Source organism: Arthrobacter sp. TJ-266 (genome assembly GCF_058269115.1).
Window position 1 is genome coordinate 19787 of record NZ_JBZCNC010000003.1, and the last position, 24389, is coordinate 44175.

Genomic DNA, 24389 nt, shown 5'->3' on the forward strand with positions numbered 1-24389 from the left:
GGGCAGGCGCTACGGAGAGGTCGGTGCGGGGGCGGGCGCCGTCGTGGCCCCCTCCTCGGGCGCGCAGCTCAGCCCCGCCGGCGTGATGTCCACACCCTCGGGCGGGATGATGCCCGCGTAGGAGGACCCGAGGACCACGTCGACGGTCCTGTCCTCGCGCTGGTCCGCCACGTAGACGGAGTCCGGGATGGTCCGCTGCACCGTGAAGGCGTTGGCCTGGCCACCCTCGCCGGAGATGATGATCGCGGTGACCGACGTGGCGCGCAGTTCACGGTTCCCGATGTCGCGGACGGCGAAGGCGCGTTCGCGCAGCTGGGCCGCGGCGGTACCGGCGAGGCCGTCGATCGTGGTGCCGTTGAAGACGTTCACGGTGATCGCGCTGGGGTCCTGGTAGTCGAAGGGGCCGGCGGGGCAGGTCGAGGTGGGCGTGGGTGCCGCCACGGGGTCACCCACCCTGATGTTACCGCGTGTGATCCCCACGGCCACGTACACCGCCGCTGCGAGGAGCACCACCAGCACGAAGAGAACCACCCCGTGCCGTATCCTGCGACGGGACGCCAGGCGCCGGCGGGCGGCGTCGTTCTCCTCGAACACGGCGCCGAGATCCGTCTCGGTGACGATCCGGTGGCCGTGCCACTCAGTGGGATCGCGCTTGGCCTGGAGTCTCTGCTGGCGCGACGAGCGCTCCTCAGTCATGGAGCACGAGAACCCGCGCGTGGAGGATGGCCCGCTGGTGCAGTGCAGTGCGGACGGCGCGGTGCAGGCCGTCCTCGAGGTACATGACCTCGTTCCACTGCACCACGTGCGGGAAGAGGTCGCCGAAGAAGGTGGAATCCTCGGCCAGCAACGCTTCCAGATCGAGGGTGGTCTTCGTGGTCACCAACTCGTCGAGCCGAACCTGCCGTGGAGGAACGTCCGCCCAGTCCTTGGGGGTCACGTGTCCGTGGTCCGGGTACGGCCGGCCGTCACTGACTGCTTTGAAGATCACTGCTACAGACTAGGTAATCGGTGCAGCCAATGGAACGCGGGGGCCCTGCAGCGGCCATTCGTGGCCCAATGGTTACCCCGTGACGTGCTGGTGGAGCGCTCGAAGGCGTGCGGGTACGCCGTCAGAAGTCCACGCCACACTGCAGGATCACGTTGGCGTACGGCGTCGCCTCGCCCGTGCGGATGATGAGCCTGGCCGCCGGCAGCAGCCCCTTGAGGTCCTCGTGGGAGATCTCGCGGGGCGTGAGCTCGCGCGCGCCGAGCCACTCCGTGACCACCGAGCCCGCGGCCTCGCGCGCACACATGCTGCCCTCCACCACCACCTCCGCGAGCACGGCGTCGAGCACCTCGGTGAAGGTGGGGACACCGCGTACGAGCGCGAGATCCACGACGGCGGCCGACGGCGGGAGCGGCAGGCCGCAGTCCGCGATCACCACCAGATGCCCGTGACCGAGTGCTGCCAGTGCTCCGCTGAGTGAGGCGTTGATGATGCCTGCCTTCTTCACGTGGTCTTCCCTGCTGGAGGTTGGTCGGGCTGCGCCGCGCTTCGGGCCTGCTCCACACCGGGCGGCAGGTCCGGCAGCGCCGGGAGGTCGTCGTCGGGCCCCGGGTAGGAGGGCTGCGCGCCCGCGCGGCCCACGGCGAAGGAACCCACGCGGACGGCGAACCGGACGGCGTCGTCGAGCGTGGCACCGCCACGGAGCTGCGCAGCGAGGGCGCCGACGAACGCGTCCCCGGCGCCCGTGGTGTCCACCGCGGTGACCCGCGGGGCAGGGACGGAGCGCACCGTCCCGCCGTCGGACACGAGCGCACCGTCCGCCCCGAGGGTCATGACCACGGAGGCGAACCCGTGTGCCAGGAGGGCGCCGACCACGCCCTCGTGGTCCAACCCGGACGGGTCCGTGCCGAGCTGTCCGAGTACCAGCGCGCCCTCGTGCTCGTTGACCACGAGCGGATCGGCGCGGAGGAGCACGGCGGTGTCGACGGCGATCACGGGTGCGAGGTTGACGATCACGCGGCCGGTGGCCACCCGCACGGCCGCCTCGAGGGCGTCCGCGGGCAGCTCGCCCTGCACGACGACGACGGCGGCTCCGGCGATCACCTCGTGGGAGGCGCGCACGAGGTCGGGCGTCATCAGCGCGTTGGCGCCCGGGAGCACCACGATGGCGTTCTCGCCGTCGTGGGACACCGTCACGACCGCCACGCCCGTCAGGCCCTCGGCCCTGTGGACCGCGCGGAGGTCCACGCCCACCTCCGTGAGCGTCGAGAGCGCGGTGTCCGCATAGGCATCGGAGCCCACCGCGCCGATCATCGCCACGTCGGCACCGAGCAGCGCGGCGGCCACGGCCTGGTTGGCGCCCTTGCCGCCGGGCAGCACCGTCATCGTGTCCCCCAGGACGGTCTCCCCGGGTGCGGGGTGCCGTGCGAGGGTGACCACGAGGTCCGCGTTGATGGACCCGACGACGACGACGCCCGGCGACTCGTGCGTCATCTAGGCGAAGTCCGCGACGTTCTCGGCCGTGACCGTGGTGACGGGCACGGGGATGGAGGATTCGACCGTCTCGTCGTTCAGCAGCTGCACCAGCACCTCGAGCGAGCGCTTGCCGAGCTCGGCGGGCTGCTGGGCGATCGTGGCGGTCATGGTGCCTGCCTCGATCGCGGCGAGGCCGTCCGCGGTGCCGTCGAACCCGACCACCTGCACCTCGGTGCCGGCGCGCGAGCCGAGCGCCTGGATGGCGCCGAGCGCCATCTCGTCGTTCTCGGCGAAGATACCCGTGACGCCCGGGTTGGCCTGGAGCAGGTTCGTCGCCACGTTCAGGGCCTCCGCCCGGTCGAAGTTGGCGGTCTGCTGAGCCACGACCTTGATGTCCGGGTATGCCGCGAGTCCTTCCGCGAAGCCCGCTCCGCGGTCCCGGCTGGCCGAGGTGCCGGCGACACCCTGGAGCACGATCACGGTGCCCTGCTCCCCCATCGCCTTCGCGAGCTCGTCGGCGGCCTGGCGTCCACCGGCCACGTTGTCGCTGGAGACGAGCGAGCCCACCTCGGCGCCGTTGACCGCGCGGTCGACGGCGACGATCGGCGTGTCCGCGGAGACCAGTGGAGCCACGGACGCGGCGGCGGCGTCGGAGTCCACGGGGTTGATGATCACGCCGTCGGTACCGCTGGTCGCCGCGGTGGCGAGCTGGTTGGTCTGGGTCGCGGAGTCGTTCTGCGCGTCCACGACGTCGAGCGTCACGCCCGCGGCGTCGGCCGCCTCCTGCGCGCCATCGCGCAGTTCGACGAAGAACGGGTTGTTGAGCGTGGAGACGGACAGCGTGACGGTCTGCTCGTCCGCAGCGGCGTCACCACCCCGGTTGCAGGCGGTGGTGCCGAGCAGCAGGGCGAGCGACATGGTGACGGCCGCGGCCTTCAGGGGTGTGGAGGAGTTCATCATCGGATCCTTGTGTGGGTGGGGAAGGTTCGTGTGGAGCGGGTGGAACGGGTGGTGCGGGTGGAGCTGTCTCAGTGGTTGCCGGTCTTCCGGCGGAGGGAGTCGATGCCGACGGCGAGCGCGATGACCACGCCGATCACCACCTGCTGCCAGAAGGAGGAGACGTTGAGGAGGTTCAGGCCGTTGCGGATGACCACGAGGACCAGCGCACCGATGAGCGTTCCGCTGATGCGTCCCACGCCCCCGGCGAGCGAGGCACCACCGATGACGACGGCGGCGATCGCGTCGAGCTCGTAGCCCGCGGCGGCCTGTGGCTGGGCGGAGTCGAGCCGGCCGGAGAGCAGCAGGCCGGCGAGCGCCGCGAACAGGCCGGACAGCGCGAAGACGGTGACCAGGACGCGCCGGACGGGGATGCCAGAGAGGCGTGCGGCCTCGGTGTTGCCGCCCACGGCGTACATGTACCGGCCCATGACGGTGTAGTTGAGGATCAGTGCGGCCACGATCCCCGCGATCACGAGCACCACGATCGGCATGGGCACCGGGCCCACGTTGCCGCCGAGGAAGGAGACGGCGGGGGCGGTGGCGATGGGCCGACCGTCGGAGAGCACGAGGGTGAGCCCGCGGGCCACGCTCAGCATCGCCAGCGTGGCGATGAAGGAGGGCAGGCGTCCGAAGGCGACGGCGAACCCGCTCACAGCTCCGGCCAGCGTGCCGAAGAGCAGCCCGCCCAGCAGGGCGAGCCACCCGGGCAGTGCGGCGGTGCTGAACATGTAGGCGGATCCCATGGCGCTCAGTGCTGCCACCGAGCCGACCGAGAGATCGATCCCGCCGGCTACGATCACGAAGGTCAGGCCGAAGGCGAGCACCGCGATCACGGAGGCCTGGATGCCGATGTTCAGCAGGTTGGGTCCCGTGAGGAAGTCCGGGGTGGCGATGAACAGCGCGAGCCCGAGGACCACGAGGCCCACCAGCGCCCCGTTCTCGGCGAGGAACTTCTTCGCGCGGGCGCTGCCCGCGGCGGGCTTCCGCGCAGCTGTGGTGGGCGTTGTCGACGTGCTCATGCTTCGTCCTTCATCTGCTGGTCTTCGAGGTCCCTCTGCACGTCACGGACGGCGAGGGACATGACGGCGTCCTGGGTGGCGGTGGTGGCGTCGAGTTCGCCGGAGATGCGCCCGCCGCTCATCACGAGGATGCGATCGGCCATCCCGAGTACCTCGGGAAGTTCGCTGGACACCATGACCACGGCGCCTCCGGCCGCGGTGATCGCGTTGATGAGCTCGTAGATCTCCACCTTGGCGCCCACGTCGACGCCGCGGGTGGGTTCGTCCAGCAGGAGCACGGAGGACTCCGCGAGGATCCATCGGGCGAAGACCGCCTTCTGCTGGTTGCCGCCGGAGAGGCTGCCGACGGTCTGGTCGAGGTCCCGCATGCGGATGCGCAGCGTGTCCGCCACGCCCTGCGCACGTGCACGCTGCCCCGCGAAGTCCACCACCCCGGCTTTCGCCGTGGACGCGAGGGTGGCGTAGCCGATGTTGTCGTTGACGCTCGCGCCGAGCACGAGGCCCTGCACCTTGCGGTCCTCCGGCACGTGGCCCACGCCGGCGCGGATGGCAGCACCGACGTCGAGCCTGGGCAGTGCCGTGCCGCGCACGCTGACCTCGCCGGTGAGGTAGGGGTCCACGCCGGCGATGGCCCGCACCACCTCCGTGCGGCCCGCGCCGACCAGACCGGCCAGCGCCACCACCTCCCCGGCGTGCACGTCGAAGGAGACGTCGTTGACCATGCCCTTCGTGGAGAGCCCGCGTACCGAGAGCAGGGTGTCCGCGGCCCCGCGGTACTCGCGGCGTCGCGGGAACTGCTGGGCGATGTCGCGGCCCACCATGAGCCGCACCAGCTCGTCCTCGGGCGTGGACGCGGGCACCTCCGAGACGAAGCGGCCGTCCCTGAGCACGGACACGGAATCACCGATCGCGGCGATCTCGTCGAGGTGGTGGGAGATGAAGACCATGCCGACGTCCCGTGCCCGCAGGTCCGCGACGACGCGGAAAAGGGCCGCGATCTCGCGCTTGGTGAGAGCTGCGGTGGGTTCGTCGAGGATCAGCATGCGGGCGTTCAGGCTGAGCGCCTTCGCGATCTCCACGAGCTGCTGACGGGCTATGCCGAGCTCGCCGACGTGCTGGTCGACATCGAGGTCGAGCCCGATCAGCGCCAGCGCCGCCCGGGCGTCCTCCTTCATCTTCCGGCGGTCCACGAGACCGAACCTCTTCGGCATCCTGCCCAGCGAGATGTTCTCGGCGATGCTCATGGAGCCCACGAGGTTCAGTTCCTGGTGGATGGTCGCGATGCCGTGTGCCTCGGCCGCCTTCGTGTCCGGCAGCGTGACCTCATGGCCGTCGACGAGGATCCGCCCGCCGTCGGGCTGGTGGACGCCCGCCATCATCTTGATGAGCGTGGACTTCCCGGCCCCGTTCTCGCCGAGGAGCACCTGGACCCTGCCGGGGTGCACGTCCACCGAGACGCCGTCGATCACCGTCACCGGGCCGAAGGACTTCGTGACGTTCTCGAGGGAGAGGATGGGGGCGCTCATGCGGCTGGTCCCTTCGGTGACGACGCAGTGGGACGTGTAGTGGGACATGTAGTGGGACCTGCAGCAGGACGCGCAGGCGTGGACCCGCGGACGATCAGGCGGCTGGGCAGCACCCGCGACTCGGCCTGCTCGCCCGCGATGACCTGCGCGAGCATCTCGACGGCGCCCCGCCCCATGGCATCGGCGTCGTGCGCGATCACCGTGAGGGCGGGGTTCAGGAGCGTGAAGGCCTCGATGTCGTCGTAGCCCACGAACGCGAGGTCCGAGCCGATGGCGAGCCCCCGTTCGTTGCACACGCCGATCGCGCCGATGGACATGAGGCTGTCGGCCGCGAGGAACGCGGTGGGAGAATCGGGCAGGTCCAGCAGCGCATGCGCCCCGGCCGCACCGCTGGCCGCCTGGAAGTCGCCGATGTAGACGAGGTCGCCGTCGTCGTCCGCCTGCACCTCGCGGATGGCCTCCTGGTACGCCTGCAGCCGTTCACGCCCGGTGGAGGTGGACTGCGGTCCGGCGATGTAGCCGATGCGACGGTGGCCGAGACCCGTCAGGTGGTCCACGGCCTCGCGGATGCCTGAGACGTTGTCGGGGCTGATGCTCGGCACGTCCACCCCCTCGATGACGCGGTCCACGAACACCGTGGGCAGGCCGCTCCCGAGGAGGTCGGCGAGCGTGTCCCGGTCACCCTGCGGGGCGGCGATGAGTCCGTCGACGCGCTGCGAGAGCATCACGTCCAGGTAGCGTTCCTGCTGCTCCGCGCTCTCGTTCGCGTTGCCGAAGAGGGTGAGGTAGCCGAAGTCGCGTGCGCGCTGCTCCACGGAGTGGGCGAGGTCCGCGAAGAACGGGTTGCGGATGTCCGGGAGCAGGAGCCCGAGGGTCTGCGTGGTGGTCATCCGGAGCGAGCGGGCCTGGGCGTTGGGGCGGAACCCGAGGTTCGACGCCGCCCGCTCCACGGCGGTGCGCGCGGCGGAGGAGGTGCTCGGGTGCCCGGACAGCACGCGCGACGCCGTCGCGGTGGAGACGCCCGCCTGTTCGGCGACATCCCGGATCGTCACTGATCGCACCGTGCTCCCTTGCCTGTTCCTCTGCGTGTAATCGTTCCCATGGAAACGTTTCCATGAGTATGAGCGAGATCACTCCGGGCGTCAACCGCCTCCAGGCACGGGCCTCCCGCGGCGGCCGGACATAATGGGGGAATGCCCACGGACGCACCGATCGACCTGCCCGACGCCGCCCTGCCCCTGGACCACGATCAGCGGCCCGTGACGGGTCTCCTGCTCGACGTCGACGGTCCCGTCGCGAGCCCTGTGACCCGCACGGTGCCCGCCGGGATCCTCGCAGACCTGATGACTCTCGCCGCAGCCGGGTGGCCGATCGTCTTCAACACCGGCCGGTCGGATGCGTTCATCCGTGAGCAGGTCATGCAGCCCATGCTGGCCGCCGGCATCCCCGCGGGGATCACGTTCCACGCGGTGTGCGAGAAGGGCGCCACCTGGTTCTCGTTCACGGCCGACGGCGCCGGGCAGGTGTTCGTGGACAGCGACCTCGCCCTGCCCACGAGCTTCGTGGACGACGTCCGGGACCTCGTGGAGGAGAAGTACGCGCACCTCATGTTCTTCGACGAGACGAAGCTCTCGATGGTGTCCGTGGAGCAGTCCCTCGAGGCGACGAACGTGGACTACCTCGTGGGACAGGCCGCGTTCGACGACGACGCCCTCGACATCCTGCACAGCCACGACATGGGCGCCCGGCGGCTGGACCGCGAGGAGCCGGACAGCAGCGGCAGCATCGACTTCCGCGTGGACCCGACCATCATCTCCACCGACATCGAATCCGTCCGCGTGGGCAAGGACCTCGGCGCCGAGCGTGGGCTGACCCTCGTGGCACCCCTGATGGAGCTTCCGCGGACCTGGCGCACGGTGGGCGATTCACGCACCGACTACGCCATGGCCGACTACCTGCACGAGCAGGGTTTCGACGTGGCGCACGTGGACGTCCGCCCGGCCGACGGCGTGCCCGTCACCCCGTACGAGGTCCTCACCGAGGGTTCACTCATCCACGAGGAGGCGGGCGCGGCATTCCTCGCGCGCTGCGTCGCATCGCTGGGCCAGGGCGGCCCCGGGCAGAACGGCTAGGCGAGCGCGGCCTCGATCGCGGCGATGACCTCGGGGGCGTCCGGCTCCACCGTCGGCGCGAAGCGCGCCACGATCTGCCCCTCGCGGTTGACGAGGAACTTCTCGAAGTTCCACTTCACCAGCCCGGGCAGTACGCCGTTCTTGAACTTCGTGAGCTGCGCGTAGAGGGGGTGCTGGTCCTTGCCCCGCACATCGCCCTTGACCATGAGCGGGAACGTCACGCCGAAGGTCGTGGAGCAGAACTCGGCGATCTCGCCGTCGTTCAGTGGTTCCTGGCCCATGAATTGGTTGCACGGCATGCCGAGGACCACCAGGCCCTGCTCCGCGTAGGTGGCGTACAGCTTCTCGAGCCCCGCGTACTGCGGGGTGAAGCCGCACTTGGAGGCCACGTTCACCACGAGGACCGCCTTGCCGTGGAACTCCCCGAAGGAGCGGTGGCCGCCGTCGTTCATGGTGAGGTCGATCTCGTACAGGCTGGACGCGGACATGACTGCTCCCTGGTGGGTGACGGGTGACGCGGGTGGACCACGCGCTCCTGCTTCGTTCCGCGGCTTCCGGCGGATGGGAGGCGTCCGCGGCTTCCGGCGGATGGGAGGCGTCCGGAGCAAAAGCGCGCGGGGCGACGTTGGAGGAAGTAACGGCCGTTCGGGCCGCCGCACGCGGATGCCTCTCGGCCGACGGCCGGGGCGCGCACGTCACCAACAGGATGGACTGCTCCATGGGAATCATCGATGCGTGGAAGATTCAGCTCCGCTCCACCTTCACCGACGGCGACCCCCTGATCCCGCAGTGGCAGTACGAGTTCGCGAAGGGCGACGACCCCGGGTACTTCCCTGTCGGCTCGGCCGTCTGGACCGTCCACAGTTCCATCACTCCGACCGTGGCCGGGATCCGGGCCCTGCTGCTGCAGGCACTGCACCCGGGCGCCATGGCGGGCGTGCACGGCCACTCGAGCTTCCGCGAGGAGCCGCTCGGCCGGTTGGCCAACACCATCCGCTGGATCTACACGGTCACCTACGGCTCCCGCGAGGCGGCGCAGCAGGGCTCCGCGTTCGTTCAACGGCTGCACACGCGCGTACACGGCACCTACATCGACAGCCGGGGTCTCGAGAAGCCCTACGCAGCCAGCGATCCCGACCTGATCCGCTGGGTCCACCTCGCCTTCACGGATGCCTTCGTCGCCGCGCACCGCGCCTACGGCGGTCCCGTGCCCGGTGGCATGGACCAGTACGTGGCCGAGTGGGCCACGGCCGGTGAACTGATGGGACTCGAGGACCCGCCCCGCTCCGAGGCCGAGCTCCGTGCGCAACTGGCCGCCTTCGACGGCGAGCTGAGGAACAGCGAGCAGGTGCAGGAGGCGCTCAACTACATCCGGCGTCCTCCGCTCCCCCGCTCGCAGCGGCTCGGGTACCAGATCCTCTTCGCGGGCGCCGTGGCCACGCTCCAGCCGCGGCACCGCGAGCTGCTGGGGCTGAAGGTGCCGTCGCTGGGACCCGTCCCGCTGCCCATCCGGACCCTCGTGCGCCTCGTTCTCGGCGTGATCCGGCTCGGCCTCGGCCCCGAGGGTGAGGCCGAGAAGGCGGCGAAGGCGCGCATCGCCCGCGTGTCCGGCACGTCCCAGGCGTAGATCCGCGCGTCATGCAGAAGGGCCCCGGTGGTCACCGGGGCCCTTCTGGTCCATCACTCGAGCGGAGGATGGGGGATTTGAACCCCCGAGGGCGTGAACCCAACACGCGTTCCAGGCGTGCGCCATAGGCCGCTAGGCGAATCCTCCTCGTTCGGAGCAGGTTCCAGAATACCCACACATGCGGTTGCCGCCGAATCGCGGGCCCGCTCGCCGATTCGATGGCGCCGCAGGCCGCTGTGTAGACTCTTTCCCGGCCCCTCATGTGGTGTCATCCTGTGAACTCCCCCAGGACCGGAAGGTAGCAAGGGTAAGCGGGCTCTGGCAGGTGCATGGGGGGTCTTCACGTTTAAGTGCACGGCAGGAGGTTCCCATGGGTACTGGCGCAGGAGCCGGTCGCTTCGCCCCGAGCCCCTCGGGCCGTCTGCATGTGGGCAACCTCCGCACCGCCGTCGTCGCCTGGCTGTTCGCTCGGTCCTCCGGGCGTCGCTTCCTTGTCCGCATCGAGGACCTCGACCGCGGGCGGGCGGGCGCCGAGGCGGAACAGCTCGCGGAGCTCGCCGAGCTGGGCCTCGTACCCGATGCCGAGCCGGTCCGGCAGAGTGACCGGACAGCGCTGTACGCGGAGGCCGTGGACAGGCTGGCGGACCGCGGCCTCGTCTACGAGTGCTTCTGCACCCGGCGCGACGTCGCGGAGGCCGCGAGTGCCGCCCACGCCCCTCCCGGCTTCTACCCCGCCACCTGCCGCGGGTTGTCCCCCGAGGAGCGCGCACGACGCCGGTCGGTACGTCCACCCGCACTCCGGCTGCGGTCCGCCGTGACGGAATGGACTTTGCAGGACCTCTACGCAGGCCGCGTCTCCGGGGCGGTCGACGACGTCGTGCTACGACGGAACGACGGCGCCTACGCCTACAACCTCGCCGTGGTGGTCGACGACGCCGCGCAGGGCATCGACCAGGTGGTGCGCGGCGAGGATCTGCTGTCCTCCACACCGCGCCAGGCCTATGTGGCGTCGCTGCTGAACCTGCCGGTTCCCACCTATGCGCACGTGCCGCTCGCACTGACGGCTGACGGACGCCGGCTGGCGAAGCGCGACGGCGCCGTGACGCTCGAGGACCTCACGCTGCTCGGGCGCACCCCGGCCGACGTGCTCGCCGTCATCCTGGACTCGCTGCACCTCCCGACGCGCTCGCTCGAGGCTGCTCTGGCCGCGTTCGAGCCGACGACGCTGCCCCGGACACCCTGGGTCGTCGACCCCCTGCACCTCTCCTCCACCCCCGCTGCACGGGTATGCGAACCGTCAGCACCAACCGATAAGGTTCATCCGTGACTACCGCCCTCTACCGCCGCTACCGCCCCGAGACCTTCGCGGACGTCATCGGCCAGGAGCACGTCACGGATCCGTTGATGGCGGCCATCGACAAGGACCGCATCAACCACGCCTACCTCTTCTCCGGCCCGCGCGGCTGCGGCAAGACGACGTCGGCGCGCATCCTCGCCCGCTGCCTCAACTGCGCGCAGGGTCCCACCTCCACACCGTGCGGCGTGTGTGACAGCTGCGTGGAACTCGCGCGGAACGGCTCGGGCAGCCTCGACGTCATCGAGATCGACGCCGCGAGCCACGGAGGCGTGGACGACGCCCGCGACCTCCGCGAGCGCGCCACCTTCGCCCCCGTCCGCGACCGCTTCAAGATCTTCATCATCGACGAGGCGCACATGGTCACCTCGGCGGGCTTCAACGCCCTGCTGAAGATCGTGGAGGAACCGCCCGAGCACATCCTCTTCATCTTCGCGACCACGGAGCCGGACAAGGTGATCGGCACCATCCGCTCGCGCACCCACCACTACCCCTTCCGGCTCGTGCCGCCCGAGCCGCTCATGGGGTACCTGGAGCTGCTGTGCCGCCAGGAGAACGTTCCCGTGGCGCCGGGCGTGCTCTCGCTCGTCATCCGCGCCGGTGGCGGCTCCGTGCGTGACTCCCTGTCCGTCCTGGACCAGCTCATGGCCGGCGCCGGCGAGAACGGCCTGGACTACGAGCTGGCCGTATCCCTCCTCGGCTACACCCACGCCACCTTGCTCGACGACGTCGTGGACTCGATCGCCGCCGGTGACGCCGGCACGGTGTTCAACGCGGTGGACCGCGTCATCCAGACCGGCCACGATCCCCGACGGTTCGTCGAGGACCTGCTCGAGCGGTTCCGCGACCTCATCGTCATCAACGCGGTGCCCGAGGGTGCGGCATCGATCCTGCGCGGCGTGCCGGACGACCAGCTCAACCGCATGCGGATCCAGGCCACGCAACTCGGCTCCGGCGAGCTCTCCCGCGCGGCCGACGTCACGAACACCGCCCTGACCGAGATGACCGGGGCCACCTCACCCCGCCTGCACCTCGAGCTGCTCTGCGCACGCCTTCTCCTTCCCGCCGCGGACGCCACGGCGCGGGGAACGCTCGCCCGCGTGGACCGCATCGAGCGGCGGCTCGAGTACGCCGGCGGCAGTGCTGCGGCGGCCCCGGCCGCACCGGCCGCCGTGTCCGGCCCGGCGCCTGTTCACCCTGCTTCCCCGGGCGCACCTTCGCCTGTCCCGACGACTGGTCCTGGTTCCGCTTCGGATGACGTGACGGGTGCGGGCACGGGCGAGGTTCCGGCAGCCGAGGATGTCCCGGCAGAGACGCCGGCAGCCCCGGCACGCCCTCGGCTCGACGTCCCCCGCACGGCGGAGGAAGCCGCGGCGCGTTGGGCCCTGCCCGCCGCAGATCCGAACGCTCCTGCGGTTCCCTCGGCCGTTCCCGGCGCGCACTCCCCCGCCGTCCCTTCCGCCGTCCGCACACCTGCCGACGGAGGATCCTCCGACTGGGGAGCCAGCTGGGGCGTGTCGAACTCCTCGGCGTTCGCCGAACCGGAAGCGCCCACCGCCGGCCCGACGTCCAAGGCGCCGCAGCAACCCTCGGGTCAGCAGGCGGTACCGCAGCAGCCCGAGGGTCAGGGCGCAGCACCTCAGCAGCCGTCAGGTCAGCAGGCCGCAGAGCCGAGCGCTCCCGCACCGGGCGGTCCATCAGCACGGTCGACGCAGTCGCCTTCGTCGGCTTCGTCGGCTTCGTCGCCTTCGTCGCCACAGGAAGCTCCGCCGGCACCGGTGACGCCGGGCGATCCGTGGGCCGGCTCGGGCAGGAATGCCGACGATCAGCGCTCCGAGCCCGCGGCATCGGGCCGACCAGCAGACGTCGCTGCACCCACGTCTTCGCAGGCGGACGCTCCACCGAGCGGCGGCGTACAACGCGCCGGCGGCTGGGGTGATCGAGAGGATGCGGGCTCGCAGGGTCCCGGTGTCCAGCGCGATCAGCAGGGCCCTTCCGCCGGTCCGCAGCGCCCCGACGAGCCAGGCGCCCCTGGTCGGGATCCTCGTGCAGATGCGAGCTCTCCCGGCCCGCATACCGGTGCCGGTTCGCAGCGGGACGCGCGAGGACCCCAGCCGCAGGGCCAGCCCCAGGGCCAGCCGCAGCCGCAGGGTCAGCCGCAGGGTCAGCCCCAGGGCCAGCCGCAGCCACAGCCACAGGGTCAGCCTCAGGGTCAGCCGTCGGCGGGCGGGACCATCGAGATGGTGCGGCGCGCATGGCCCGAGATCATGGACGAGGTCGCGCACATCAAACGTGCCACCTGGCTGATCGTCAACGTGTCGGCGAAGCCGCGCTCCTTCGAGGGCAATCAACTGGTGCTCGCCTTCGCCAACCAGGGCAACGCCATCGGCTTCCAGCGTGGCCCGCACATGGACAACGTCAAGCAGGCCATCCACAAGGTCCTCGGACTCACCTGCTCCATCGAGGCCGTGCACGACGCCGGGGGGTCGGGTGAGTCGGGCCCAAAAGTCCCGGGCAGTGACTCGGCCCCGGGCAGTACCCCGGGCGTCGGCCCTGTAGCGCCCTCGACCGGACGCGCATCCAACCCTCCGATTTCCGGCCAAGCCCCTGCGGATGCGCCGCCCACTGCGACATCGTCTGCGTCTGCGGCCGCGCCGACCGCGACGCAGGCGCCCGGGTCCGCGGCGACGTCAGCGCCTGCTCGAGAGACCACTGTGGTGCCGGCGTCTCCATCGGAGACTGATGCGGTTCCTCGTGGTTCGTCAGTACCCGCGCGATCACTCGATCCAGCACCGGCACCTCGATCCACCACCGACTCGGCTGCTGCTCGTCCGTCAGCGCCTTCTCCGTCGGCGGAAATCGGACCCCTTACCGCGTCGCCCGTGAACTCGGGAACCGGACCTGCTCCTGCCTCGGCTCCAGCTCCCGCTCCGGACGTGACGCAGAGGTCGCCGGAGTCAGCCCCGACGCACCCGGCGCATTCGTCGGTTGCCGAGCAGACCGAGCGCACCTCGTTGCACCCGGCGCATTCGTCGGTTGGCCAGCAATCCGAGCGCACCCCGTCGCGACCCTCGCAGCCGACCGTTGCCGAGCAGACCGGGAGCACCTCGTCGCGACCCGCGGAGGCAGAACCGACGTCGACTGGCGGAACACCGCCGTCGTCAGCACCCGCGGACAACTCCCGGGCAGAGGCCGATCGCCCTCGCCCCGCCCAGCAGTCCGCGGCGCCCCTCGACGCGCGTCGGCAGGCGCGTGGCGCCGACCGGACCGGTACCGTCTCCCGTCCGGGCCGGACGGGGAGCGCCGATTCCTCCCCCGCAGCCGTCGGTGCGTGGGACCCTTCGATGTCGGACGACTCCTGGGCCCTCGTCGAACCTCCCGAAGAGGCCTTCGATCCGGGGCCTGAGTGGGGTTCCGTTCCCGAGGACCCGAACCAGCGCCCCGCAGCACCCGGCGCGGGACCCACACCCGCCGGCGCCGGCACCCGTGCACCGCGCTCGTCGCCACCTTCGTCGTCCTCACCCTCGTCGCCGCCGCCCTCGTCGTCCTCACCGCCGTCGTCCGGCGCGGCAGGTGCCCCTGCCGCCAGGGGCCATGGCTCGCACCCGGCCCGGACGTCCCCGACTGCAGCCCGCCAATCGCCTGACGAGACAGCAGCGGCCCCGGCCGAGGAACCCTCACGGTCCGTGGTCTGGAGTCCCGACCTCGCCGTCGACAAGACGCCCTCGAGCACCGCTCAGCCGGCCATAGGCACGCCACGACGCGGTCCCATGGTCCCCGGTTTCATCACGAGGACGCAGGGCGACACCGCACCGAACGACGCCGCATCGTCCTCGGGTACCGGGCGCGGAGCAGCGCCTGCGGCCGTCCGCCCGGTCGCGTCCGGCTCGCACGCGGCGCCGCCGCATCCCGGACCTGACGCCGAACCGGTGCCCTCGCCCGACGGTGCCCGCCGTAAGCCCGTGAGCCGGTACCAGCAGTTGCTCGACGAGGCCGAACGCAAGCGCGCCGAGGAGGCCGCGACGGCGCGCGGCGCCGTCGACCTCCGCTTCGTGGAGGACGAACCCAGCGCCGACGACGAGACCCTCGAGGACTCGGGTCTCGTGGGCCGCACCGCGATCGAACGCATCCTCAACGGACGGCTCGTCGAGGAGCGCAGCGTCGACGGCACCTGACACTCCGACTTCCACGGGCCGGCCGCTGAGCCGTTTCTGAGCGGAGGGCGAACGGTGACGGGTCTGCGGGGCCGCAGGGCGGACAATGGAACAGGCAGGACCACGCCCTTGCTGCGTTTCGCCGTCCCCCGACAGAAGAGGATCCATCGTGTACGAAGGTGCAGTGCAGGAGCTGATCGACGAGCTCGGACGCCTGCCCGGCGTAGGGCCGAAGTCAGCGCAGCGCCTCGCCTTCCACATTCTCGAAGCCGACTCCGAGGACATGGCGCGCCTCGTGACCGCGATCACCACGGTCAAGGAACGGGTGAAGTTCTGCACCATCTGCGGCAACGTCGCCGAACAGGACCTCTGCGCCATCTGCCGCGACCCTCGCCGCGACCCGAGCATGATCTGCGTGGTCGAGGAGTCCAAGGACGTGATCGCCGTCGAGCGCACGCGCTCCTTCCGTGGCAGGTACCACGTGCTCGGCGGCGCCATCAATCCGATCGCCGGTGTGGGCCCGGACCAGCTGCGCATCCGCGAGCTGCTCGCTCGCCTCTCCGACGAGAAGATCCAGGAGATCATCATCGCCACGGATCCCAACCTCGAGGGTGAGGCGACGGCCACCTATCTCGTGCGCATGCTCCGCACCATCGGCATCCCGGTGACCCGGCTCGCCTCAGGCCTGCCGGTCGGCGGGGACCTCGAGTACGCCGACGAGGTGACGCTCGGGCGGGCCTTCGAGGGCCGCCGCGTCATGACCTGAGCGGCCGCGCCGTCGGGCCGTCAGGTGATCGTCCCGCCGTCCGTCAGGGTGTCCCTGCCCGTCAGCCGGGGCGATCCGCCCACTCGTCAGGCGACACCCGCTGCGTCAGGCGATGCGCGTGCCCTGCGCCAACCGCTTCGCGGGCGTGGTGAGCTTCCGGCGGGCCAGGAGCAGGACGACGACGGCCAGTGCGGCCTGGACCCCGAGCCCCAGGGGCCAGATCGGCATCTGACGCTCCAGGAACTGCGGGCCCGCATTCGACTCCTCGCAGGTGGTCTCGAGATCGGGCCCCGCCTGGGCGGCACGCACCTGCTGGCTGATCCCCTCCATCACGCCGGGAGCGTAGAAGGTACCACCCATCATCGACCCCTGTGGGCCACCGCCCGTCGCCTCCGGCCGGCTGTACGGGACGGCGTCCGCGACCACGACGAACGGGTTGGCCGCGACGATCCACGTGATGTACTGCGTGTTCGGCAAGGGAGCCGTGTAGGTCTGGGTGACGCACTCCAGCTCAGCACCCGGATCCGGGACGCCTGTGGCGGGATCGATGGAGGACTCCGGATAGGACTGGTAGGACGTCGAGACGGTGCGCTCCTCCATCACCAGCTGCGTGCTCAGGCCGAAGATGATCAGCGTGCCGATGGAGAGCAGCGCGACGAGCATGTACGTGGTGACGATCGAGAACAGGGGCCGGTTCGCGAGCGCCGAGACGCCGACGCCGAGAGCGCACACCACCGCGAGTTCGATGGCCAGCATCAGCAGTGAGACCACGGCCTCCTGCGCGTTGACCCCGCCGAGGAACAGGGCCCAGAAGATGAAGGGGGTGCTGAGCACGAGGAAGGCCAGCGACGCCGCCCACGAGGCGAGCCACTTACCCGCGAGCAGCTGGCCCGGTGTCAGGAGGGTCACCTGGAGGATCGCCAGGGTGCCGCCGGCGCGGTCGCCGTTGATCGCATTCGCCGACAGCCCGGGCGAGACGAGCAGCCCGAAGAACAGGACGAAGCCGACGAGCAGATCGAACAGGATCCCGCCCTCGTTGTCGAGGTTGCCCACCACGGCGCTGCCGAGGACGAAGATGAAGGCGATCACGGCGAACCAGACGCCGAGCATCCAGTACCACCCCTTGCCGCGCAGGCGCTGTTTCATCTCGAGCGCGAAGACGGTCTTCACGGCCGCTCCGAGCGGCAGTTTCGGCGGGTTCTCGACGGGCGTCGTGGAGTCGATGTTGGTGGTCATAGTCGGTCGGTGTCCAGACTCATGTAGGTCTCCTCGAGGGCGCCGCCGGAGGGCGCGAAAGCGGTGACGACGACGTCGCCCATCACCAGGGTGCGCAGCAGCCAGGAGGCCTCCGCGGTGCTACCGAGCTGCACGAGGAACTCCTCGCGCCGGGAGTCTCCTCGGGCCTCGAAGCGGACGCCATGGCTCCGCAGCGCCTCGGCGAGCGCCTCCATCGGTTCCGCCTGCACGTAGTACCGCCGCATCTGCGTGCCGGCCTCGTCGAGCGTCTGGCTCTTGACGGATTCCCCGCGGCTCACGAACACGGCGCGGTCGGCGATCTCGTCCAGTTCGGACAGCACATGGCTCGAGACGACGATCGTCTTGCCCTCGGCCGCCAGCTTCCTCAGCAGCGACCTCAGTTCCACGCGCGAGCCGGGGTCCAGGCCCGACGCCGGCTCGTCGAGGAGCAGCACCTCCGGATCGTGGATGAGGGCGCGGGCGAGGCTGAGGCGCTGCTGCTGACCGCGCGAGAGCACCCGTGCCGGTTGGTGCCCGAATTCCCTGAGGTTCACCGCGGCGAGCAACTCGTCCGCCCGCTGCGCGCGGTCCGCGGCACTCATGCCGTAGAGGGCACCGAGGGTCTTGAGTACTTCGAGGGCGGTGAGGGATTCCCAGACCCCGAGCGTGTCGGGCATCCACCCGACCCTCCGCCGCACCTCCGCGGTCTGGGTCGCGGGGTCGAAACCCGCCACGCGCACAGAGCCGAGATCAGGGGCCAGCAGGCTCGCCATGATCAGCATCAGAGTTGTCTTGCCGGAGCCGTTGGGACCGATCAGAGCGGTCACTTCCCCGGGCGGGGCCACGAAATCGATGTCACGGATGGCCTGCACCGAGCCGAAGCTCCGCGCAACCCCCCTGACAACGATTCCCCCAAAGTCGTTGGTCATGTACGAAGGGTAAGCTACGCAGCCCGTCCGGGCGCGGACCGCGGCGAGAACACTGTCCTCGAGCCCCGGACGCATTCGGACTCGGACTTTGGGCGGGTAATCGGCCCGCCGCTACACTGGCACCGACGTCGGGCCCGGCCCGCGTCACCGGGCGCCGGTGCTGCCGCCCCTCCATCATCGCCGCGACGGCGGTCCAGACGCCGTCGACCAACTCCCATGAGTGGATGCATGAGCCTCATAGTCCAGAAGTTCGGTGGGTCCTCGGTCGCCGACGCCGAGGGCATCAAGCGCGTGGCACGTCGCGTGGTCCAGACGCAGTCCGCGGGCCATGAGGTGGTGGTCGTGGTCTCCGCCATGGGCGACAGCACCGACGAACTCCTCGACCTCGCCGCCCAGGTGGGCCCGGCGTCGTCCAACGCCCGTGAGATGGACATGCTGCTCAGTGCCGGCGAGCGCATCTCGATGGCCCTGCTGGCCATGGCGATCCACGGGATCGGCGCCTCCGCGCAGTCCTTCACCGGCAGCCAGGCCGGCATGATCACGGACGCGATCCACGGCAAGGCCCGGATCATCGACGTCTCGCCGCATCGCATCCGGACGGCCATCGAGAAGGGCGACATCGCGATCGTCGCCGGTTTCCAGGGTATGAGCCGTGAGAGCCACGACATCACGACCCTCGGTCGCGGCGGATCGGACACCACCGCCGTCGCCCTCGCCGCGGCACTCGACGCCGACGTCTGCGAGATCTACACCGACGTGGACGGCGTGTACACGGCGGATCCCCGCGTGGTGCCGTCCGCGCAGAAGATCGACACCATCTCGAGCGAGGAGATGCTGGAGATGGCGGCGTCGGGGGCGAAGATCCTGCACCTGCGGTGCGTCGAGTACGCACGGCGCTTCGGCGTCCCCATCCACGTCCGTTCCTCCTTCAGCCACAACGAGGGCACGTGGGTGCTGCCGAGCCCTGACGACCAGATCACCATTCAAGAGGGAGAACCCTTGGAACAGCCCATCATCTCCGGCGTAGCGCACGATCGCTCCGAGGCGAAGGTCACCGTGGTGGGCGTGCCGGACATCCCGGGCAAGGCCGCCGAGATCTTCGGGATCGTCTCGGGTGCCAACACCAACATCGACATGATCGTGCAGAACGTCTCGACGCACGGTTCCGGCCGCACGGACATCTCCTTCACGCTGCCGATCGTCGACGGCGCCGCCGCCCTCGCGGCCCTCGGTGCGGCACAGGCGCGTGTGGGCTTCGAGGCCGTGGAGTACAACGAGAAGATCGGGAAGCTTTCCCTGATCGGCGCGGGCATGCGCTCCAATCCCGGCGTCTCCTACCGCTTCTTCCGCGCGCTGTCCGACGCCGGCGTGAACATCGACATGATCTCGACGTCGGAGATCCGCATCTCCGTGGTCACCGGTGCGGATCTGCTCGACGACGCCGTGCGTGCCGTCCACGCGGCGTTCGAGCTCGACGGCGACACCGCTGCGACGGTGTACGCGGGTACGGGCCGCTAGTTCCGCTCCAACTGGCTTCTACCGTCATCCGGCGAGCGATCCCAGGGCCTGCTCGCGTGCCGGATCCGGGGTGATTGCGACGCCGTCGAGCGTGGCGGGCGGCGACGCACCGGGTGGGACCTCCCGCGCCCGACCGATCGCCCCGACGTCGGCATTCCGGACGGATCCGGTCCGGCAGCCCCGGGCACCGGGGAAAGACCGACCGGCCCGGACAAGCCCGGACAGACGAAGAAGGCCGGTGGATCGATGATCCACCGGCCTTCCCGCTGCCCTACCCGGAGGTAGGGGCGATCACTTCAGGGGTTACTTGTTCCCGGTCGGCGTGGTGGCCTCGCGGGGTCCCGTGACGAGCTTGTCCCCCGGATCTACTGCTGCCGGGTCAACGGTGGGCTCGGTCGTGACGTTGCCCGCGCCGTCCACGGTGACCTTCACGTACGTGATGGCCGAGGAACCGGCGTAGGTCACGCGACCCACCCAGGTACCGGCGGTGAGGCCGGTCCAGTTGAAGGTCACGGCACCCGTGGCGCCGTTCGCCAGAGCGAACGGATTCGGCGTCAGCGACGCGTTGCCTTCATTGCCGTTGAGGAGCACCGCCTCGATGTTTCCCGTGGTCGGCGCGTTGTCCGTACTCGCGTACAGGTTCGCGATGATCCGGTAGTTGCCCGGTGCGGGGTTCTGGATGACCAGGGTCTCGCTGGCATCCGCTGTCGCAACCGCCGCGAGGGCGCCCGAGGGGGTCAGCAGGAACATGTCGAAGTCCGCTGTCGGATCTCCCGACAGGACCGAGAACTTCGCCGTCTTCGTCCCCGCCGGGACAGTGACCTCCTGCACGGCGTTCGAGGCATCGTTCACGACGGTCTGATCACCGGGTACCAGCTCGAACTCCGTGGTGGCGGCTCGGGCGAGTCCGTCCAGTGTCATCTGGACAGGCTGGTTGCTACCCGACGTGACATCGAACGTTCCGCTGCCGGAGGCTCCGCCCGCGAAGGCGACGTCTGCAGGTGCCTTCGCGGCCTGCGGACGGACGGCCACCGGCGACGTGACCTTCTTGCCCTGGCCGGACCAGGTGAGCGAACCGGCTGCGAACTGGCCGAACGCGGCGCTCTGGTTCTCGAAGGTGACCTTGAACGTGCGGGTCTCGCCGGCAGCGCTGAAGTTGAGGATCGACGGCGTGACCGTGACCTTCACACCCGGCACGTTGGACGTTGCGCGGTACAGACCCGGTGTCACGGCGGTCACCGTGCGGGTGACCTCCGTCTTGCCGGTCAGGTTGCCGAGCGCGAAGGACGGCACGTTGGTGTCCTTGGCCGCGACGGGCTTGATCTCGTCGATGCCGACCGGGAAGCCGGTCCCTGCGATGAAGCGCAGGTAGTCATCGGGGGTCTGGTCGTAGACCAGGCCCGGGCTGAGCACCGTCGCGGGGTTGATGTGGCCGGCGCCGACTGCGAGCACGTCGGTCTCGACGCTGCCGTCGCCCTTCTTCAGCGGGTACGCGGTGGTCATCATCGCGGACTTCACTGCAGCAGGTGACCAGGTGGGGTTCTTGCTGAGCACCAGTGCTCCGAGGCCCGCCACGTGCGGGGCGGCCATGGACGTCCCGGAGAGGAAGCCGAACTGCGCGCCGTTCGAGCCGACGGTGGAGACGCCCGCGAGGACGGCGACACCGGGAGCGGTGATGTCCGGCTTCAGGAGGTCGGAACCGGTGGCGAGCAGCGGACCGCGCGAGGAGAATCCGGCGACCTGCGGGGTCGGCGGGAGCGGCTTGCCCGTGGTGTCCGTGGCCTTGAGTGCAACGGTGATCGCGGGGTTGGCCGCCACCTTCGCCTTCAGCTCGAGAGCCTCGGGAGCGTTGACGTGCACGGTCGGGATGACGTGCTGATCGGTGTCCGTGGACGAGTTGACCAGGTTCACGAGGATCATGCCCACGCCGCCTGCTCGCGCTACCTCGGCGCTCTTGGCGGTGCGGTCGACGACGCCGCGGTCACAGACCACGATCTTGCCGGCGACCTTCGCGGGGTCCAGCGTGTTCGGTCCGCAGAGAGCCGGGCTGGCAGCACCGGCCGCGGCTACGTTGACCGCGAGGACGACCGGGCTGGCCGGAACGCCTGCACGCATGATCGAGGCGCCACGGTACTTGGTGCCGTCCGAGAACTCGGCCGTGCCCTGCAGCTCGTTGTTGAAGGTGCTGGCAGCGACGGTGGTCAACCAGGGGGCGCCGTGGTTGACGGTGCTGGCCGTGGGACCGGAGTTACCGGCGGACGCCGCGACGAAGATGCCCGCCGAGGCCGCCGAGAGGAAGGCGAGAGCCACGGGGTCCGTCGTCGTGGTGGTGCTACCCGAGATCGAGTAGTTGAGGACGTCGACGCCGTCGAGGATCGCCGCGTTGATGGCGTCGATCGAGGCGGAGGAGTAGCAGCCGCCCGTGTTGGGATCGTCATCCTCCCAGCAGGTCTTGTAGACGGAGATCTTCGCTGCGGGAGCAACGCCGGCGGAGACGCCGAAGTCCCTGCCGTCCACGCGCTGGGTCACGCCCGCGTTACCCGCGGCGGTGCTGGCGGTGTGCGTTCCGTGATTGTCGATGTCCACGGGGGAGATGACTTCCTGGGGGGCCTGCTCGGCCTCCGGCACCGTCTCGAGGAAGGCTTCGGCGAAGTAGCGGGCCGAGAGCACCTTCGAGTTGCAGAGGCTGCCGTCGAAGCCCTCACCGACCTGGCACTCGCCCACGAAGGTGGAGCCATCGGTCTTCAGCATGGCGATGTTGCCGTCGGCGTCGAGGTACGGCTCGCCGACCTTGGGCTGTGCGTTGCCGCGCAGGGGCTTCACAGGGCTGCCTGCGAAGAAGGGATTGTCCGGGGCGTAGCCGGTGTCGATGACTCCGACGACGGTGCCTGCGCCTGCGTTCTTCTCTCCGCCGAACTGGGTCTTCCACGACCCCTTGTTCCCGTTCAGACCCAGGAAGTCGATGGTGGAGTAGTCGGGAGCGTTCTCGACGTCGGGAGCCACGAGGAGGACGTCGTCGCTCTTGGCGAGTTCCACGGCCTGCTCGGTGCTGAGGTCGGCGGCGAAGCCGTTGATCGCGGCGGTGTACGTACGCTTGATGTCGACGCTCTCCTCCGCGGCGACCTCCTGCTGCTTCGTCTCGAGGAGCTGCGAGTACTGCTGGACGTTCTCGGCAGCGACATCGAGCTTCTTGCCCTTCTCGGGCTTGGTCGGGGCGATGCCCTCGACTCCACCTTCGTACGTGGCGAGCGGCTTGTCGGCGAGTACCACGATGTACTTGCCGTCAGGGTAGAGCGTCGGGTCGAGCTGCTTGACGGGCGCCTTCTGGGGCGTGACCGCGGTGACCGGCACCGGCGCTGCGAAGACTGCAGGCGCCGTGACCGTGGATGTGACCAGTAGCGGCAGACCCAGAACGATAGCCGTGGCGGCGCGCATGGTGCTGCGCCCCTGCCCGACTTTTCTCCGTTGTGTCATAGGAAGGTAGTGCCTCTCGTGAAAGTGCGGGCCGGCCTGAGACCAGTCCCCCTGTGCCGCGGTCTCCTGGATAGGACCCTTGACCTGTGTGATGACGCTCACAGACGCCGCGGCGAGGCTAAACTTACCCGAGGCAACACACAGCGGCCAGACGGATCGGGCTGTGTCATCCGGAATTTACATAGGGTGTTTACGAATCCGTTGCAAGGTGATAGGAGGGCGATGTCCGATCTCCTGACGCGCCTTCCGGAGGCCGTGTGGCTCGAGCGGGAGCGCCACCACCAGGCGCGTGTGGCGCGCGTGGCGGACCCGTACCTCGGGCGTCGCTCCAGGGGTGAGAAGCACCCGGTGGAGGACTTCCTGTTCACGTACTACAGCCAGAAACCCGGGCAGCTGCTGCGCTGGCACCCGGGCGCCGGCACCCTCCTGACCGGGCCCGCCGCCGTCGGACGCGCGGGGTGGAAGTACTACCGGGAGCACGACGACGGCGTCGCGGTGGACCTGAGCCGCTTCCTGGAGGCGCGGCGCGAGGCCGTGGACTTCGCCCGCCTCATCCTCACGCGCACCGCCGCGCGCCCCGCACAGTTCGGCTGCTTCGGCCTGCACGAATGGGCCATGGCCTACCGCTCGGCCACGAACGGCGTGCGCCACGAGTACCTCGCCCTGCGCCTCGGGGCGGACGGCACGGACCAGGTGGTCGAGTCCGCGCGCATCCGCTGCACCCATTTCGACGCCTTCCGCTTCTACACGCCGGAGGCCGCGCCGCTCAACGAACTCGAGCCCACCCGCGCGAACCAGCGCGACCTCGAACAGCCGGGTTGCCTGCACGCCAACATGGACCTGTACAAGTGGGCGTACAAACTCACGCCGCTGCTGCCGAGCGAACTGGTGATGGATTGCTTCGAGCTCTCCTGGCGCATCCGCGTGATGGACATGCAGGCCTCGCCCTACGACCTCAGCGCCTGGGGCTATGCGCCCATCCGCATCGAGACGCCCGACGGCAAGGCGGAGTACGTCAGGCACCAGCGGGCGTTCGCGGTGGAATCCCAGGCCCTGCGGGTGCGGCTGCTCGCCGAACTGGAGCGGGTACTCACGGCAACATGATGTCGGGGCCGGCGGCGCAGTCGTCGTCACTGTCAATGTCGTCATCGCTGTCAATGTCCGCGGCCCTTCGGTGGAGGGACAGGCGCCGGC

At 69.9% G+C, this 24389-nt stretch carries 19 protein-coding genes, 1 tRNA gene and 1 other RNA gene; 8 read left to right on the forward strand and 13 right to left on the reverse strand.

Features of this window, described 5'->3' with window-relative positions; genetic code table 11:
- Positions 1 to 9 precede the first annotated feature (9 nt).
- From AC4D12_RS08725 to AC4D12_RS08760, 8 genes are all read right to left on the reverse strand, one after another.
- Positions 10 to 696, reverse strand: a complete 687-nt coding sequence (locus AC4D12_RS08725; protein WP_490949538.1) for a LytR C-terminal domain-containing protein — start codon at positions 694 to 696, stop codon at positions 10 to 12.
- Positions 689 to 988, reverse strand: a complete 300-nt coding sequence (locus AC4D12_RS08730) for a type II toxin-antitoxin system VapB family antitoxin (protein WP_490949539.1) — start codon at positions 986 to 988, stop codon at positions 689 to 691. The genes AC4D12_RS08725 and AC4D12_RS08730 overlap by 8 nt, the downstream gene beginning before the upstream one ends.
- A gap of 121 nt (positions 989 to 1109) precedes the next feature.
- Positions 1110 to 1493, reverse strand: a complete 384-nt coding sequence (rbsD, locus tag AC4D12_RS08735; protein ID WP_490949540.1) for a D-ribose pyranase — start codon at positions 1491 to 1493, stop codon at positions 1110 to 1112.
- Complete coding sequence (locus AC4D12_RS08740; protein ID WP_490949541.1) at positions 1490 to 2479, reverse strand: ribokinase; 990 nt, start codon at positions 2477 to 2479, stop codon at positions 1490 to 1492. Before AC4D12_RS08740 ends, rbsD begins: the two co-directional genes overlap by 4 nt.
- Positions 2480 to 3418 carry a substrate-binding domain-containing protein gene (locus tag AC4D12_RS08745; protein WP_490949542.1) on the reverse strand — a complete coding sequence of 313 codons (939 nt, stop codon included), beginning with the start codon at positions 3416 to 3418 and terminating at the stop codon, positions 2480 to 2482.
- Between the two features lie 71 nt (positions 3419 to 3489).
- Positions 3490 to 4479: an ABC transporter permease gene (locus AC4D12_RS08750; protein ID WP_490949543.1), complete on the reverse strand. Its 990-nt coding sequence runs from the start codon at positions 4477 to 4479 to the stop codon at positions 3490 to 3492.
- On the reverse strand, positions 4476 to 6005 hold the full coding sequence (locus tag AC4D12_RS08755; RefSeq protein WP_490949544.1) for a sugar ABC transporter ATP-binding protein: 1530 nt from the start codon (positions 6003 to 6005) through the stop codon (positions 4476 to 4478). The genes AC4D12_RS08750 and AC4D12_RS08755 overlap by 4 nt, the downstream gene beginning before the upstream one ends.
- Positions 6002 to 7057, reverse strand: coding sequence for a LacI family DNA-binding transcriptional regulator (locus AC4D12_RS08760; RefSeq protein ID WP_490949545.1), 1056 nt, complete (start codon positions 7055 to 7057; stop codon positions 6002 to 6004). Before AC4D12_RS08760 ends, AC4D12_RS08755 begins: the two co-directional genes overlap by 4 nt.
- A gap of 141 nt (positions 7058 to 7198) precedes the next feature.
- Between AC4D12_RS08760 and AC4D12_RS08765 the strand changes: the two genes are divergently transcribed.
- The gene (locus tag AC4D12_RS08765) at positions 7199 to 8137 is read left to right on the forward strand and encodes a Cof-type HAD-IIB family hydrolase (protein ID WP_490949546.1); all 939 of its coding nucleotides are present in this window, start codon (positions 7199 to 7201) and stop codon (positions 8135 to 8137) included.
- On the opposite strand, the gene AC4D12_RS08770 is transcribed toward AC4D12_RS08765, so the two are convergent.
- The gene (locus AC4D12_RS08770) at positions 8134 to 8625 is read right to left on the reverse strand and encodes a glutathione peroxidase (protein ID WP_490949547.1); all 492 of its coding nucleotides are present in this window, start codon (positions 8623 to 8625) and stop codon (positions 8134 to 8136) included. The genes AC4D12_RS08765 and AC4D12_RS08770 overlap by 4 nt on opposite strands.
- 230 nt (positions 8626 to 8855) lie before the next feature.
- Here AC4D12_RS08770 and AC4D12_RS08775 point away from each other — a divergent pair, with 230 nt between their 5' ends.
- Positions 8856 to 9764 (forward strand): oxygenase MpaB family protein, encoded by a 909-nt coding sequence (locus tag AC4D12_RS08775; RefSeq protein ID WP_490949548.1) that lies wholly within the window; start codon positions 8856 to 8858, stop codon positions 9762 to 9764.
- A gap of 62 nt (positions 9765 to 9826) precedes the next feature.
- Here AC4D12_RS08775 and AC4D12_RS08780 read toward each other — a convergent pair.
- A tRNA-Ser gene (locus tag AC4D12_RS08780) sits at positions 9827 to 9911 on the reverse strand.
- A gap of 102 nt (positions 9912 to 10013) precedes the next feature.
- On the opposite strand from AC4D12_RS08780, the gene ffs reads away from it, so the two are divergent.
- From ffs to recR, 4 genes are all read left to right on the forward strand, one after another.
- Positions 10014 to 10109, forward strand: an RNA gene (gene ffs / locus AC4D12_RS08785) — signal recognition particle sRNA small type.
- Between the two features lie 25 nt (positions 10110 to 10134).
- Positions 10135 to 11091: a tRNA glutamyl-Q(34) synthetase GluQRS gene (gene gluQRS / locus AC4D12_RS08790; protein ID WP_490949549.1), complete on the forward strand. Its 957-nt coding sequence runs from the start codon at positions 10135 to 10137 to the stop codon at positions 11089 to 11091.
- Positions 11088 to 15293, forward strand: a complete 4206-nt coding sequence (locus tag AC4D12_RS08795; protein WP_490949550.1) for a DNA polymerase III subunit gamma and tau — start codon at positions 11088 to 11090, stop codon at positions 15291 to 15293. Before gluQRS ends, AC4D12_RS08795 begins: the two co-directional genes overlap by 4 nt.
- 148 nt (positions 15294 to 15441) lie before the next feature.
- Positions 15442 to 16038: a recombination mediator RecR gene (recR, locus tag AC4D12_RS08800; RefSeq protein ID WP_490949551.1), complete on the forward strand. Its 597-nt coding sequence runs from the start codon at positions 15442 to 15444 to the stop codon at positions 16036 to 16038.
- Between the two features lie 105 nt (positions 16039 to 16143).
- On the opposite strand, the gene AC4D12_RS08805 is transcribed toward recR, so the two are convergent.
- Both AC4D12_RS08805 and AC4D12_RS08810 read right to left on the reverse strand, forming a co-directional pair.
- The gene (locus AC4D12_RS08805) at positions 16144 to 17274 is read right to left on the reverse strand and encodes an ABC transporter permease (RefSeq protein WP_490949552.1); all 1131 of its coding nucleotides are present in this window, start codon (positions 17272 to 17274) and stop codon (positions 16144 to 16146) included.
- The gene (locus AC4D12_RS08810) at positions 17271 to 18203 is read right to left on the reverse strand and encodes an ABC transporter ATP-binding protein (RefSeq protein WP_490949553.1); all 933 of its coding nucleotides are present in this window, start codon (positions 18201 to 18203) and stop codon (positions 17271 to 17273) included. The genes AC4D12_RS08805 and AC4D12_RS08810 overlap by 4 nt, the downstream gene beginning before the upstream one ends.
- A 228-nt stretch (positions 18204 to 18431) precedes the next feature.
- On the opposite strand from AC4D12_RS08810, the gene AC4D12_RS08815 reads away from it, so the two are divergent.
- On the forward strand, positions 18432 to 19721 hold the full coding sequence (locus tag AC4D12_RS08815; protein WP_490949554.1) for an aspartate kinase: 1290 nt from the start codon (positions 18432 to 18434) through the stop codon (positions 19719 to 19721).
- 303 nt (positions 19722 to 20024) lie between these two features.
- On the opposite strand, the gene AC4D12_RS08820 is transcribed toward AC4D12_RS08815, so the two are convergent.
- On the reverse strand, positions 20025 to 23156 hold the full coding sequence (locus tag AC4D12_RS08820) for a S8 family peptidase (protein ID WP_490949555.1): 3132 nt from the start codon (positions 23154 to 23156) through the stop codon (positions 20025 to 20027).
- A gap of 261 nt (positions 23157 to 23417) precedes the next feature.
- On the opposite strand from AC4D12_RS08820, the gene AC4D12_RS08825 reads away from it, so the two are divergent.
- Complete coding sequence (locus AC4D12_RS08825) at positions 23418 to 24299, forward strand: 3-methyladenine DNA glycosylase (RefSeq protein ID WP_490949556.1); 882 nt, start codon at positions 23418 to 23420, stop codon at positions 24297 to 24299.
- Positions 24300 to 24389 lie beyond the last annotated feature (90 nt).

What these genes read in the sequence shown, in the direction of transcription:
- AC4D12_RS08775 (WP_490949548.1), top strand. Translation starts at nt 8,856, where the DNA reads ATGGGAATCATCGATGCGTGGAAGATTCAGCTCCGCTCCACCTTCACC.
- AC4D12_RS08805 (WP_490949552.1), bottom strand. Translation starts at nt 17,274, where the DNA reads ATGACCACCAACATCGACTCCACGACGCCCGTCGAGAACCCGCCGAAA.
- AC4D12_RS08740 (WP_490949541.1), bottom strand. Translation starts at nt 2,479, where the DNA reads ATGACGCACGAGTCGCCGGGCGTCGTCGTCGTCGGGTCCATCAACGCG.
- AC4D12_RS08755 (WP_490949544.1), bottom strand. Translation starts at nt 6,005, where the DNA reads ATGAGCGCCCCCATCCTCTCCCTCGAGAACGTCACGAAGTCCTTCGGC.
- gluQRS (WP_490949549.1), top strand. Translation starts at nt 10,135, where the DNA reads ATGGGTACTGGCGCAGGAGCCGGTCGCTTCGCCCCGAGCCCCTCGGGC.
- AC4D12_RS08770 (WP_490949547.1), bottom strand. Translation starts at nt 8,625, where the DNA reads ATGTCCGCGTCCAGCCTGTACGAGATCGACCTCACCATGAACGACGGC.
- AC4D12_RS08815 (WP_490949554.1), top strand. Translation starts at nt 18,432, where the DNA reads ATGAGCCTCATAGTCCAGAAGTTCGGTGGGTCCTCGGTCGCCGACGCC.
- AC4D12_RS08750 (WP_490949543.1), bottom strand. Translation starts at nt 4,479, where the DNA reads ATGAGCACGTCGACAACGCCCACCACAGCTGCGCGGAAGCCCGCCGCG.
- AC4D12_RS08810 (WP_490949553.1), bottom strand. Translation starts at nt 18,203, where the DNA reads ATGACCAACGACTTTGGGGGAATCGTTGTCAGGGGGGTTGCGCGGAGC.
- AC4D12_RS08725 (WP_490949538.1), bottom strand. Translation starts at nt 696, where the DNA reads ATGACTGAGGAGCGCTCGTCGCGCCAGCAGAGACTCCAGGCCAAGCGC.
- AC4D12_RS08745 (WP_490949542.1), bottom strand. Translation starts at nt 3,418, where the DNA reads ATGAACTCCTCCACACCCCTGAAGGCCGCGGCCGTCACCATGTCGCTC.
- AC4D12_RS08765 (WP_490949546.1), top strand. Translation starts at nt 7,199, where the DNA reads ATGCCCACGGACGCACCGATCGACCTGCCCGACGCCGCCCTGCCCCTG.
- AC4D12_RS08820 (WP_490949555.1), bottom strand. Translation starts at nt 23,156, where the DNA reads ATGCGCGCCGCCACGGCTATCGTTCTGGGTCTGCCGCTACTGGTCACA.
- AC4D12_RS08825 (WP_490949556.1), top strand. Translation starts at nt 23,418, where the DNA reads ATGTCCGATCTCCTGACGCGCCTTCCGGAGGCCGTGTGGCTCGAGCGG.